The organism is Limnohabitans sp. T6-5 (assembly GCF_003063315.1).
Classification (GTDB): Bacteria; Pseudomonadota; Gammaproteobacteria; order Burkholderiales; family Burkholderiaceae_C; genus Limnohabitans_A.
Genome location: NZ_NERV01000002.1, coordinates 1138377 through 1151374 on the forward strand (window position 1 = coordinate 1138377; position 12998 = coordinate 1151374).

Consider the following 12998-nt stretch of genomic DNA (forward strand, 5'->3'; position numbering starts at 1 on the left):
TGTCCTTCACCCACACGCCCAGAGCGAGCCATATCGGTCCGCGGGCAAATGTCGGAGTCTTCGACCGCCGACCTACAAGAAGCTTTTCTTGTAGGTCGGCACTCGCAGAGTCCGACGTGTTTGTTCAGCCTGCGCGGCGCGCCTTCACCGCATCCGACAACACTTGCAACACCCCTTCGCTGTCGTCCCAACCGATGCAGGCATCGGTGATGCTTTGGCCGTAGGTCAGGTTTGCCACATCGTGTTGACCGGGCGTGAACTTCTGGGCACCGTCCACCAAGTGACTCTCGACCATCACGCCGAACACCTGGCGTGAACCGCCGCTGATTTGCGTGGCGATGTCTTTGGCCACGTCGATCTGGCGTTCGTGCTTTTTGCTGCTGTTGGCGTGGCTGCAATCGACCATCAAGGTGGCGGGCAGCTTGGCGGCCTCCAGCTCTTTGCAAGCGGCTGCCACGCTCTCGGCGTCGTAATTGGGTGCTTTGCCACCGCGCAAGATGACGTGACAGTCCTTGTTGCCCTGGGTCTGCACGATGGCGACCTGGCCGTTTTTATGCACCGACAAAAAGTGGTGGCCACGGGCGGCCGCCTGGATCGCGTCGGTCGCGATCTTGATGTTGCCATCGGTGCCGTTCTTGAAGCCGATGGGCGCCGACAGGCCCGAGGCCAACTCGCGGTGCACCTGGCTTTCGGTGGTGCGCGCGCCAATGGCGCCCCAGCTGATCAAGTCGCCAATGTACTGGGGCGAAATCACGTCGAGGAACTCACTGCCTGCGGGCAGGCCCTGGCGGTTGATCTCGATCAGCAGCTGGCGGGCGATGCGCAGGCCTTCGTCGATGCGGTAGCTCTCGTCCAGGTAGGGGTCGTTGATCAAGCCCTTCCAGCCCACGGTGGTGCGGGGCTTTTCGAAGTAGACGCGCATCACGATCTCCAGCGTGTCGGCGTATTTCTCACGCAGGGGCTTCAGGCGGCGGGCGTAATCCAAAGCCGCGGCAGGGTCATGGATCGAGCAGGGGCCGATGATGACCAGCAGGCGGTCATCTTTGCCGTGCACGATGTTCTGGATGGATTTGCGGGTTTGGGCGATCAGGGTTTCCGTCGCCGTGCCGGCGATCGGGAAGAAGCGGATCAGATGTTCTGGAGGCGGGAGCACGGTGATGTCCTTGATGCGTTCGTCGTCGGTCTGGCCGGTGCGGTCGACAGCATTGGGATACCAAGCGTCTGGGGCTGTGGTTTTGGTGTTCATCGTGGGCTCCTCAATTGAAAAAACAGGTGAAAAAAAACCGCCGGGCTTTGGGGCTCCGGCGGTGTGTGTCGAGATGTTCGGGTGCTTATGCGCTCGCCTCTCGTCCGCCGGGGACTGAGAACCAAAAATAAAAAAAGTAAAAGGCGATGCGCGAAGACATGGGGTTCAATGTATCACAGCTGATTGACAGTTCCTGACAAGCCGATCCGGGGACAAACCCGCAAGCCCGTCTTGAGCGTCATGCGTCAACTTCAGGCCGTGCCCCCGACGGTCAGGCCGTCGATGCGCAGCGTGGGCTGCCCCACCCCCACTGGCACGCTTTGGCCTTCTTTCCCGCAGGTGCCCACGCCCGAGTCGAGCTTCATGTCGTTGCCGATCATGCTGATCTTCTTGAGCGACTCGGGGCCGCTGCCAATCAGGGTCGCGCCCTTGACGGGGTATTGGATCTTGCCGTTCTCGACCCAGTAGGCCTGGCTGGCCGAAAACACGAATTTGCCGCTGGTGATGTCGACCTGGCCGCCCGCAAAGTTGGTGGCGTACAAGCCCTTCTTGATGCTGGCCACGATTTCTTCAGGGCTCTTGTCGCCGCTCAGCATGTAGGTGTTGGTCATGCGCGGCATGGGCACATGGGCATAGCTTTCGCGGCGGCCATTGCCCGTGGGTTTGACGCCCATCAAGCGGGCGTTCATCGAGTCTTGGATGTAGCCGCGCAAGATGCCGTCTTCGATCAGCACGTTCTTTTGGCTGGCGTGGCCTTCGTCGTCCACATTCAAAGACCCACGGCGATCGGCCATCGTGCCGTCATCCAGCACCGTGACCCCTTTGGCGGCCACACGCTGGCCGATGCGGCCACTGAAAGCGCTGGAGCCCTTGCGGTTGAAGTCGCCTTCCAGCCCGTGGCCCACGGCCTCGTGCAGCAGCACCCCAGGCCAGCCGTTGCCCAGCACCACAGTCATCTCGCCCGCAGGCGCAGGACGGGCGTCGAGGTTGATGAGCGCGGCCGACACGGCTTCTTGCACATAACTCTCGACCATGGCGTCGTCAAAGTAGGCCAGGCCAAAACGGCCGCCACCGCCACTGCTGCCGACTTCGCGGCGGCCGTTTTGCTCGGCGATCACCGTGACCGACAGGCGAATCAGCGGGCGCACATCGGCGGCCAGCGTGCCGTCGGCACGCGCCACCATCACCACGTCGTATTCGGTGGCCAGACCGGCCATGACCTGCACCACGCGCGGGTCCTTGGAGCGGGCCATCTTCTCCACACGGCCCAGCAAATTCACTTTGGCGGTGCTGTCCATGGTGGACATCGGGTCCAGCGAGGGATAGAGCGAGCGGCTGGCCGAAATCTTGCGCGCAGGGACTTTGATGCGCTTGTTTTGCGCTGCTGCCCCGATGGAGCGCACCGTCATGGCCGCATCCATCAAGGAAGCTTCAGAAATGTCGTCGGAATAGGCGAAGGCGGTTTTTTCGCCGGACACGGCCCGCACACCCACGCCCTGGTCGATGCTGAAGCTGCCGGTCTTGACGATGCCTTCTTCCAGGCTCCAGCCTTCAGAGCGGGTGTACTGGAAGTACAAATCGGCGTCGTCGACCTGGTGCGCCTTGATGGCGTTCAACGCTTGGCTCAGGTGGGTTTCGTTCAAACCAAACGGGTCAAGCAGCAGGGACTTGGCCGTGGCCAGGCGTTCGATGGTGGGTTCGCGTGAAATCATGGTGACGATTGTAGAGACTGAGCATTGCCCTTGCCGCTTGCGGCATGCTCAGACTCACCCGGCAAGCGTCTGCGTCAGCTTTGCACCAGCTGTTTGGATCGGGCAATCGACATCAAAATGCCCAGCGCCAGCCCCAGTGTGACCATGGCGGTGCCGCCGTAACTGATGAAGGGCAAGGGCACACCCACCACCGGCAAGATGCCGCTGACCATGCCCATGTTGACGAAGGCATAGGTGAAAAATATCATGGCCATGCTGCCTGCCAGCAAGCGGCTGAACAAGGTGGGCGCATCCATGGCAATCACCAGGCCGCGATACACCAGAAAGAAGTACCAGAAGATCAGGTAGAGGCCACCGGCAAAGCCAAACTCTTCGCCATAGGCCGCAAAAATGAAGTCGGTGGTGCGCTCGGGGATGAACTCCAGGTGGGTTTGCGTGCCTTGCATGAAGCCCTTGCCCCAGAAGCCGCCCGAGCCAATCGCGATCATGCCCTGGATGATGTGAAAGCCTTTGCCCAGAGGGTCTCGCGCCGGGTCCAGCAAGGTGCAAATGCGCTGCCGCTGGTATTCGTGCAGCACGCGCCAGTCCACATCGGCCGCACACAAGGTGGGCTCCATGATCACCAGCACCGCCACACCCACCAGGCCCAGCACAACAGGGGGCACAATCCAGCGCCATTTGAGCCCGGCAAAAAAGATCACGGCCAGACTGGCGGCCAGCACCAGCAAGGCGGTGCCCAAGTCGGGCTGCTTCATGATCAAGCCCACGGGCACGCCCAAAATCAGCAAGGCGATGCCAAAGTCAAGGGGGCGCAAGTGGCCTTCGCGTTTTTGGAACCACGAGGCCAGCATCAAAGGCAAGGCGATTTTCAGGATTTCGCTGGGCTGGATCACCACCCCCACATTGACCCAACGCCTGGCGCCTTTTTTGGCAATACCAAACACCGCCACCGCCACCAGCAAAATCACGCCCATGGTGTAGACGGGCACCGCCCAGGCCATGAGTTTTTGCGGCGGAATCTGCGCCACAACAAACATGATGACCGCTGCCAGCACCATGTTGCGGCCGTGGTCAACAAAGCGTGTGCCATGGTCGAAGCCGGACGAGTACATGATGAGCAACCCGGCACAAGCCAGCATGAACACGGCAAACGCCAGAGGGCCGTCAAAGCCATCAACATGGCGCCAAAGGCGCTGTCTCAGGGTGTTTTTTTGAATCACTGAAGCCATATGGGGGGCGATTATCACCCTGTGCGCTCAGGCCAACAGGACCAATTTCAAACCGATTCGCCTCGGGGTCCACGCCCCATCAGCACCTGAACGGCCTCACGGGCCTGCAAACGGCCATCGAGCAAAGCCACCACGGCCTCGGTGATGGGCATCTCCACACCCAGGCTTTGGGCGCGTTGCCAGACGGTTCGGGCGCTGTAGACGCCTTCGGCCACATGGCCCAAAGAGTCCACCGCCTGCGCCAGACTCATGCCCTGGGCCAGCAGCAGGCCCACTTTTCGGTTGCGGCTCAAATCACCCGTGGCGGTCAACACCAGATCACCCAGGCCCGACAGGCCCATGAAGGTGTCGGCCTTGGCGCCCAGCGCCAGCCCCAATCGGGTCATTTCGGCCAAACCCCGGGTAATGAGGGCAGCCCGGGCATTCAGGCCCAGATCCAGGCCATCGCACAAGCCAGTGGCAATGGCCAACACGTTCTTGACCGCTCCACCCACTTCCACCCCAACGATGTCCTCGTTGGCGTACACCCGCAAAGCCGGGCCGTGAAAGGCCTGCACCAGCGCGTCGCGCACTGCGGCATGGGCACTGGCCGCAACCAGGGCCGTGGGTTGCTGGCGGGCCACTTCCAGAGCAAAGCTCGGCCCACTCAAGGCCCCAGCTTGCAGGCCGGGTGCGGCTTGCGCCTGGACTTCATGGGGCATGAGGCCCGAGCCCGCTTCAAAGCCCTTGCACAGCCAAGCGACTGGAGCCTGCACGTTTTGCAACTGCTGCAAACTGCTGCGCAGCCCCGACATGGGGGTGGCGATCACCCACAAATCCTGCGGGTCTTGGTCCAACAGGGCCTGCACAGGCCCCGTCAAAACCGACAAATTGTTGGGCAAATCAATGCCCGGCAAATAACGGGCGTTTTGGCGCTGCGCTTGCAGCGCAGCGGCCTGCGCCGCATCACGGGCATGCAGGCGCACCATGTGCCCGGCAGTTTGGCGGCAAGCCGCCATGGCCATGGCGGTGCCCCAGGCGCCTGCGCCAATGACCGTGATGTGCATCAACGACCGACCTGCCAGGGCGCCATCACTGCTGGGTGGCAGCGGCTTGGGCTTGCTGCTGTTCGTACATGGCCTGGAAATTGATCTCGGCCAAATGCACGGGCGGGAAGCCTGCACGGGTGATCAGGTCAGCCACGCTGGCACGCAGATAGGGGTACACGATCTGTGGGCAAGCGATGCCCATGATGGGACCCATCTGGTCTTCAGGCAGGTTGCGGATTTCAAAAATGCCGCCTTGCTTGCACTCGACCAGGAACACGGTTTTGTCGCCGATTTTGGTGTGCACAGTGGCCGTCACGCACACTTCAAACACGCCATCCGCAGCAGGAGTGGCTTCCACGCCCAGCTGGATGTCCACGCTGGGTTGCTGTTGCTCAATCAGGATGGCGGGGGAATTGGGTTGCTCCAGCGAAGCTTCCTTCAGATAAACACGTTGGATCTGGAAAACGGGTTGAACTTCGGATTCGTTGGTGACAGCGGTATCGGTCATGGCGGGTTCTCTTTGAAAAAAATACGGACAGGGCGCAAACGCCTGCCCAGGGACGAAACAGCGGAATTATCGGCGATGAAGACCATCGCACAAGCCCGTGACGAGCCTGTGAAAACCCCTAGTGGGCTTCAGGCTTGCAGCAAAGGCACCAGACCACCCTTGGCGTCCAGCGCCATCAGGTCGTCACAGCCGCCCACATGGGTGTCGCCCACATATATTTGCGGCACAGTGCGCCGACCGGTGATTTGCATCATGTGGTCGCGCTGGACAGGGTCCAGGTCAATGCGAATCTCTTCGATTTGCGCCACACCTTTGGCCTTGAGCAATTGCTTGGCACGGATGCAATAAGGGCAAACGGCGGTGGTGTACATCTTGACGGCTTGCATGGTATTTCCTTATCAGGCTTTTTCAACCGGCATGTTGGCAGCTTGCCAGGCCTTGAGGCCGCCGGCCAGGGATTGCACGTTTTCGTAACCGAGCTTTTGGGCCGTGGCAGCGGCGCGTGCCGAACGGGCACCCACCTGACACACCATGACCACCGGGGTCGACTTGTTCTTCACCAACTGAGTCAATTTCGACTCCAGTTGGCCCAAAGGCAGGTTTTTGGCGCCGATCACATGGCCCCGGGCGAATTCATCGGGCTCACACACGTCAATGACGATGGCTTTGTCGCGGTTCATCAGCTGCACCATGTCTTGCGGGCCCAGACCACGGCCTGCGCTCAGGACGGGAAAGAGCAAAGCGGCGCCAGAGGCCAAAGCCACGGCCACCAACATCCAGTTATCGAGGAGAAATTTCACGAATCAGACCTTTGTCAGTCAAAAAAAATCGGCCCGTCAGCGGGCCGCCAAGTCTGAATTCTAAAATGGCGGCCTTTCCCTTTTGTTTTTCACAGCCTCTGCTGCCCATTTCAACATGTACAAACTCGTCCTCATCCGCCACGGCGAATCCACCTGGAACCTCGAAAACCGCTTCACCGGCTGGACCGATGTGGACCTGACCCCTGTGGGTGTGCAGCAAGCCATGTCGGCCGGTCAACTGCTCAAGGCCGAAGGCTGGGACTTTGACATCTGCTTCACCTCGGTGCTCAAGCGCGCCATCCGCACCCTGTGGCTGACGCTGGACGAGATGGACCGCACCTGGCTGCCCGTGGTCAAGGACTACCGCCTGAACGAGCGCCACTACGGCGGCCTGCAGGGCCTGAACAAGGCCGACATGGCCAAGCAATACGGCGACGAACAAGTGCTGATCTGGCGCCGCAGCTACGACACGCCACCACCCGCCCTGGAAGCGACCGACCCGCGCAGCGAAAAGAGCGACCGCCGCTACCCCAACCCCGAGGTGGTGCCCTTGACCGAGTGCCTCAAAGACACCGTGGCCCGCGTGCTGCCCGCCTGGAACGACACCATCGCCCCCACCATCAAGAGTGGCAAGCGCGTGCTGATCGCGGCGCACGGCAACTCGATCCGCGCCCTGATCAAGTACCTGGACGGCATCTCCGACAGCGACATCGTGGGCCTGAACATCCCCAACGGCATCCCGCTGGTTTACGAGCTGGACGAGAACCTCAAGCCGATCCGCCACTACTACCTGGGCGACGCCGCAGCGGCTGCCGCAGCGGCTGCCGCTGTGGCCAGCCAGGGCAAAGCCTGATCGACCATGTACCCGGACGTGACAAGGCAATTACATCCTGTCACGTCAATGCCCCGCTGAGCGGGTGTATATTGACCCGCATCTGACTGGGAACACACAAGCACATGGGACAAAAACTCAAGATCGCAGGCTGGATCAGCGTGGGCGCTCTGGCCGGCGCATTGACCACCGTATCGCTGCAAACCGTGGCACGCGGCAACATGGCCCCGCTGCCGCTGGAAGAATTGCAACAATTGGCCGCCGTCTTTGGCATGGTCAAAAGCGACTATGTCGAGCCCGTGGACGAGAAAAAGCTGATCACTGAAGCCATCACCGGCATGGTCGCCAGCCTGGACCCCCACTCGCAGTATTTCGACAAGAAAAGCTTCAAGGAATTCGCTGAGGGCACCTCGGGCAAGTTTGTCGGCGTGGGCATCGAGATCAGCCAGGAAGACGGCCTGATCAAGATCGTCACCCCCATCGAAGGCTCTCCAGCCGATCGCGCTGGCCTCAAAACCAATGACCTGATCACCAAAGTGGACGACACGCCGGTCAAGGGCCTGTCGCTCAACGAAGCCGTCAAGCGCATGCGCGGTGAACCCAAGACCAAAGTGGTGCTGACCATCTTCCGCAAAGATGAAAGCCGCACCTTCCCGGTCACCATCGTGCGCGAGGAAATCAAGACCCAATCGGTCAAAGCCAAAATGATAGAGCCCGGCTACGCCTGGGTGCGGGTGTCGCAGTTCCAGGAACGCACCGTGGACGACTTTGCCCGCAAGGTCGAAGAACTGTATGTACAAGACCCCAAGATCAAAGGCCTGGTGCTGGACCTGCGCAACGACCCGGGTGGCCTGCTGGATGCGGCCGTGGCCTTGTCGGCCGCCTTCTTGCCCGAAAACGTGACGGTGGTCACCACCAACGGCCAGCTTGAAGAAAGCAAATTCACCTACAAGGCCACACCCCAGTTCTGGCGCCGCAGTGCGTCCAACGACCCGATTGGCAAGCTGACGCAGGCCACAGGCGGTGCCCTCAAAAAAGTGCCCCTGATCGTGCTGGTCAACGAAGGCTCGGCCTCGGCCAGCGAGATCGTCGCCGGTGCCCTGCAAGACTACAAACGCGCCACCCTGATGGGCAGTCAGACCTTTGGCAAAGGCTCGGTGCAGACCGTGCGCCAGCTCGGCCCGGACACTGCCTTGAAAATCACCACGGCCCGTTACTACACCCCCAACGGTCGAGCCATCCAGGCCAAAGGCATCGTGCCTGAAATCATGCTGGATGAGACCGCCGAGGGCAATGTATTTGCTGCCTTGCGCACCCGTGAAGCCGACTTGCAAAAGCACTTGTCCAACGGCAAGGAAGTCGAGAAAAAAGACCCCGAGCGTGAAAAAGCCCGCGAAGAAGCCATCAAGAAGCTCGAAGAAGAATCCAAGAAACCCGTGGCCGAGCGTCGCTTGCCCGAATTTGGTTCAGACAAGGACTTCCAACTGGCCCAGGCCCTCAACAAGCTCAAAGGTCAAGCCGTGAAAGCCAGCACCACGCTGTCCGAGCGCAAAGTCGAGAAAAAAGAAGACTGATCGCCATGGATGACGCGCATGGATGACGCACAGTTGCTGCGCTATTCGCGGCACATTTTGCTCAATGAACTGGGCATTGACGGCCAGGAAAACCTCCTGGCCTCGCACGCCCTGATCATCGGCGCAGGCGGGCTGGGCTCACCGGTCAGCCTCTACCTGGGCAGCGCCGGGGTCGGCCACATCACCGTGGTCGATCACGACCAGGTGGACGCCACCAACTTGCAGCGCCAAATTGCCCACACGCTCGAGCGGGTCGGCCAATACAAGGCGGAATCGGTGCGCACGGCCATTGCCCAGATCAACCCGGACGTGAACGTCACCCCCATCACCCAACGGGCCGATGCCGCCTTGCTCGACACATTGGTGGCTCAAGCTGATGTGGTGCTCGATTGCAGTGACAACTTTGCCACCCGCCAGGCCGTGAACCTGGCCTGCGTGGTGCACCGCAAACCCCTGGTTTCAGGGGCGGCCATCCGCATGGACGGGCAAGTCTCGGTGTTTGACAGCACGCAGACCAATGCACCCTGCTACGCCTGCATCTTCCCGCCAGAGCAACTGCCTGAAGAAACCCGCTGCGCCACCATGGGCGTGTTTGCGCCGCTGGTGGGCATCATCGGCACGGTGCAAGCGGCCGAAGCCCTCAAAATCTTGAGCGGCATGGGCAGCCACATGGCCGGGCGCTTGCTCATGCTCGATGGGCGCGAGCTGTCGTGGACCGACATCCGCATGCAACGCAACCCGCAATGCCCGGTGTGCGCGGCGCACCGCACCGCCTGAGTCCTGTTGTTGACTTCGCTGTGTGGGTTCAGCGCAGACCCCATGTCGGGGCTGAAGCCACCGACCTACAAAAAACTCTCCCCCCCCGTAGGTCGGTAGCTTCAGCTCGACGCTCTTCGCGAGACTTCCTCAAGTAAGTTCCAGGCCATGGCATGTTCCGTGGAATTTTCTGAACACAGGCGGCGACATGGGTGCGTCGCCTGCTGCAAACAGTCCGCGTTTTTGCTTTTGGGCCTGCCGCTGCAGGCCTGCATAAGGGCCTTTTCCCGTGCGGAAGTTGTAGGCCCAGGCCATGCCCTGGCGCACCATTTCGGCGCCCAGGTCCTTGCCATCGACCGACAGTCGGCCGATCTGCCTGCCGTAAGTGTCCTGCCCATGATCCATCACCTGAACCTGTTTGCGCAGCGCCAGACCGATCATGGCATCGCGTGCTTCGGCCCCGCCCGGCTGGCAGGTCTCCGGTGCATCGATGCCTTCGATGCGCAGTTTGACCGGTTCATGGTGGCCTTCGCGCAGCAGCAAGACGGTGTCACCATCCATGACCCAGCTGACCCATCCGCTCCAGGCCTCGGACGCCTGCGCCCCACCGGGCAACACCCCCAGCAGCGCCAGACAGCAGGCCCACCCCCACCCCACGCCCAAGCCCTTACCCCAGGCGATCACTGCGCCTCCTTGCCGCGCTGCCCCTGGCGCCGATTGGCTTTGGGCAAGGCGGGGCTCAATTCGGTGAGCAAGGCCCGCGCGCGCGCTTGCAAACGCTCCAGCGCCTCATCAAAACGCACCACCTCCTCAGGCTGCAGCGCCGAGAGGATCTGGCTGTTGATGGCCTGGATCTGGGGCATCAGGGCGTCATACAACTGCCGACCGGCCGGAGTCAGGCTGACCAGGGCACTGCGCCGGTCATGGGCAGGTATGGTGCGCAGCACGAGCTGCTTGTGGATCAAGGCGGTCAAGGTGCGCGAGGTGCGTGCGCGGTCACGGTGCATGCGCTCAGCCAGCGCCGAGGGCGGCAAACTGCCGTTTTCGTAGATCTGCGCGATCACCGCCCATTCGCGACGGGTGATGCCATAACCGCCTTCGCACAAGCGCACCACCATGGCACCAGCCACCGCAGACAAACGCCCGAGCCTGTAAAGCAGCAAATCTTCTATGGAAGCCAAGCGTTGAGAAGGCGACAGGGGCATCAGGGTTTTCGAGCAGGATGGTTGATTAGATCAATTGTCGGTCATGGCACTACATTTGCAGATGGCATTTCACGCTTTAGCAAGCCAACCATCAGGAAAATTTCATGACACGCTTGACCCCATCGTCCTCATTGACTCGCCGCACCCTGGGGCTGGCCGCCGCACTGGCCCTGAGCGCCTTGTCGCCGACCCTCCACGCCCAGGACAAAACACCCCTCAAAATCGTGGTGGGCTTTCCGCCTGGCGGCTCGGCCGATGTGCTGGCCCGTCTGGTGGCCGATGCGCTGCGCGATGACTTCAGCACCATGGTGGACAACAAACCGGGTGCAGGCGGGCGCATTGCGCTGCAAGCCGTCAAAGCAGCCAAGCCCGATGGTCAGACGGTGATCGTGCTGCCCAGTGGCCCCATGGTCTTGTTCCCTCACGTCTACAAAAAGCTCGACTACGACGCGGTCAAGGACTTCACGCCGATCTCGCAAATCGCGCGCTTTCAATTCGGGGTGGTGTCTGGCCCCGCGAGCAATGCCAAGAACATGGCCGACATGATCGCCAAGGCCAAGAGCGATCCGGGCAATGCCAGCTACGGCACACCGGGCGCGGGCACTTTGCCGCATTTCATGGGCGTGCTGCTCGAGCAATCGACCGGCATCAGCCTGAACCATGTGCCCTTCCAGGGCGGTGCCCCGGCCAACAACGCCTTGCTGGGTGGCCACATTGGCTACAAATTTGATGTGGTGTCGGAAACCGCTGAGCTGCACCGCACCGGCAAGGCCCGCATCATCGCGGTCACCGGCAGCCAGCGCGACCCGCAAGTGCCTGAGGTGCCGACCCTCAAGGAGTCGGGCGTCAACATGGAGGCCACCGCCTGGTTTGCCATGTACGGCCCGGCGGGCCTCAAAGGCGAGGCCCTGAGCCGCCTGGAAAAGGCCATGATGAAATTCGCACGCGACCCGGCCATGAAAGACAAGATGCTCAAACTCGGATACGAGCCCATTGGCTCCAACTCGGCCGACTTGGCGGCAGCGCAGAAAGCCGATCTGGCCCGTTGGGAAAAGCCGATCAAGGCCACCGGCGTTCAGCTGGACTGAACCCACTCCTTCATGCCCCTTCACCCCTACGCGAATCCCTCATGAAAATTTCCTGCAAAACTTGGCGCGTTGCACTGTGTCTGGCCTTCGCCTTGGGCACCGCTTCGGCCCCTGTCTGGGCCCAAAGCTACCCCAGCAAACCCATCAAATTCATCACCAACTTTCCAGCAGGTGGGCCATCGGACTTTTTAGCCCGCACAGTCGGTGAAGCCATCACCACCCAGTTCAAACAGCCTGTGGTGGCCGAAAACAAGCCCGGCGCGGGTGGCAACATCGGGGCCGACTTTGTCGCCAAAAGCCCGGCCGATGGCTACACCGTGCTGTTTGGCATCGACACCACCTTCACGGTCAACCCCTACATTTACAAAAACATGGCCTTCAAGCCCGCAGACCTGCGGCCCATCATGGTCATGGTGTCTTCGGGCTTGCTGGTCGGCGCGCACCCCAGCACCGGTTTCAAAACCCTCAAAGACCTGATCGCCCAAGGCAAAGGCAAGGGCCTGAACTTCAGCAGCGCGGGCAGCGGCAGCCCGGGCCACTTGGCGGCCGAAATCTTCATGGACGCGGCGGGCATCAAGATCCAGCATGTGCCCTACAAGGGCAACACTCCGGCCGTGACCGCTGTACTGGCAGGCGAAGTGGACGCGGGCGTGCTGGCCACCCCCGGCATGCTGCCCCATGTGAAGACGGGCAAGATCACCGCACTGGCTGTGACCAGCCGCCAGCGTTCACGCTCGGCGCCCGAGATTCCTACCGTGGCCGAAGCGGGCCTCAAAGACCTGGAGCTGGAGGTGCTGTACATCGCCATGGTGCCTGCCGCCACGCCCGAGCCTGTGGTGCAGTTGTTGCAAAAAGCCTTCACCGAGGCACTCAAACGCCCCGAAACGCAAGCCCAGCTGACCAGCATGGACCTGTTTTATGAAGGCCTGACCGGCCCCGATGCGGTCAAACGCCTGAGCGACCAATCCCAGCGCTACGGCCGCGTGGTCAAGTCCACCGGCATGAAAGTGGAATAAGCCC

At 61.4% G+C, this 12998-nt stretch carries 14 protein-coding genes; 5 read left to right on the plus strand and 9 right to left on the minus strand.

Translation table 11 applies throughout. The features are described from left to right. Window positions 1-124 precede the first annotated feature (124 nt). From B9Z51_RS10955 to B9Z51_RS10985, 7 genes are all read right to left on the minus strand, one after another. The gene (locus tag B9Z51_RS10955; protein ID WP_108374465.1) at window positions 125-1246 is read right to left on the minus strand and encodes a 3-deoxy-7-phosphoheptulonate synthase; all 1122 of its coding nucleotides are present in this window, start codon (window positions 1244-1246) and stop codon (window positions 125-127) included. Window positions 1247-1497: 251 nt separating this feature from the next. Then, complete coding sequence (gene tldD, locus B9Z51_RS10960) at window positions 1498-2958, minus strand: metalloprotease TldD (RefSeq protein WP_108374467.1); 1461 nt, start codon at window positions 2956-2958, stop codon at window positions 1498-1500. A 74-nt stretch (window positions 2959-3032) separates the two neighbouring features. Continuing rightward, the gene (gene rodA, locus B9Z51_RS10965) at window positions 3033-4187 is read right to left on the minus strand and encodes a rod shape-determining protein RodA (RefSeq protein ID WP_108374469.1); all 1155 of its coding nucleotides are present in this window, start codon (window positions 4185-4187) and stop codon (window positions 3033-3035) included. A 47-nt stretch (window positions 4188-4234) separates the two neighbouring features. Next, window positions 4235-5233, minus strand: coding sequence for an NAD(P)H-dependent glycerol-3-phosphate dehydrogenase (locus B9Z51_RS10970; RefSeq protein WP_108374471.1), 999 nt, complete (start codon window positions 5231-5233; stop codon window positions 4235-4237). A 25-nt stretch (window positions 5234-5258) separates the two neighbouring features. Then, window positions 5259-5723, minus strand: coding sequence for a protein-export chaperone SecB (gene secB / locus B9Z51_RS10975; protein WP_108374473.1), 465 nt, complete (start codon window positions 5721-5723; stop codon window positions 5259-5261). Between the two features lie 128 nt (window positions 5724-5851). Beyond that, window positions 5852-6109 (minus strand): glutaredoxin 3, encoded by a 258-nt coding sequence (grxC, locus tag B9Z51_RS10980; RefSeq protein WP_108374475.1) that lies wholly within the window; start codon window positions 6107-6109, stop codon window positions 5852-5854. A gap of 12 nt (window positions 6110-6121) precedes the next feature. Then, window positions 6122-6523, minus strand: a complete 402-nt coding sequence (locus B9Z51_RS10985) for a rhodanese-like domain-containing protein (RefSeq protein WP_108374477.1) — start codon at window positions 6521-6523, stop codon at window positions 6122-6124. 115 nt (window positions 6524-6638) lie between these two features. Between B9Z51_RS10985 and gpmA the strand changes: the two genes are divergently transcribed. From gpmA to B9Z51_RS11000, 3 genes are all read left to right on the plus strand, one after another. Continuing rightward, window positions 6639-7376: a 2,3-diphosphoglycerate-dependent phosphoglycerate mutase gene (gpmA, locus tag B9Z51_RS10990; protein ID WP_108374979.1), complete on the plus strand. Its 738-nt coding sequence runs from the start codon at window positions 6639-6641 to the stop codon at window positions 7374-7376. A 104-nt stretch (window positions 7377-7480) separates the two neighbouring features. After that, entirely contained in the window at window positions 7481-8929 is a 1449-nt protein-coding gene (locus B9Z51_RS10995) for a S41 family peptidase (protein ID WP_108374479.1), read from the plus strand. An 18-nt stretch (window positions 8930-8947) separates the two neighbouring features. Further along, window positions 8948-9706, plus strand: coding sequence for a molybdopterin-synthase adenylyltransferase MoeB (locus B9Z51_RS11000; protein WP_108374981.1), 759 nt, complete (start codon window positions 8948-8950; stop codon window positions 9704-9706). Between the two features lie 129 nt (window positions 9707-9835). Here the strand turns inward: B9Z51_RS11000 and B9Z51_RS11005 are convergent, their stop codons facing one another. Beyond that, window positions 9836-10369 (minus strand): thermonuclease family protein, encoded by a 534-nt coding sequence (locus tag B9Z51_RS11005; protein ID WP_233254919.1) that lies wholly within the window; start codon window positions 10367-10369, stop codon window positions 9836-9838. Further along, the gene (locus B9Z51_RS11010; protein ID WP_108374484.1) at window positions 10366-10890 is read right to left on the minus strand and encodes a MarR family winged helix-turn-helix transcriptional regulator; all 525 of its coding nucleotides are present in this window, start codon (window positions 10888-10890) and stop codon (window positions 10366-10368) included. Before B9Z51_RS11010 ends, B9Z51_RS11005 begins: the two co-directional genes overlap by 4 nt. A gap of 104 nt (window positions 10891-10994) precedes the next feature. Between B9Z51_RS11010 and B9Z51_RS11015 the strand changes: the two genes are divergently transcribed. Further along, window positions 10995-11978, plus strand: coding sequence for a tripartite tricarboxylate transporter substrate-binding protein (locus B9Z51_RS11015; RefSeq protein ID WP_108374486.1), 984 nt, complete (start codon window positions 10995-10997; stop codon window positions 11976-11978). Window positions 11979-12019: 41 nt separating this feature from the next. Then, entirely contained in the window at window positions 12020-12994 is a 975-nt protein-coding gene (locus B9Z51_RS11020; protein ID WP_108374488.1) for a tripartite tricarboxylate transporter substrate binding protein, read from the plus strand. The last annotated feature ends 4 nt before the right edge of the window (window positions 12995-12998 follow it).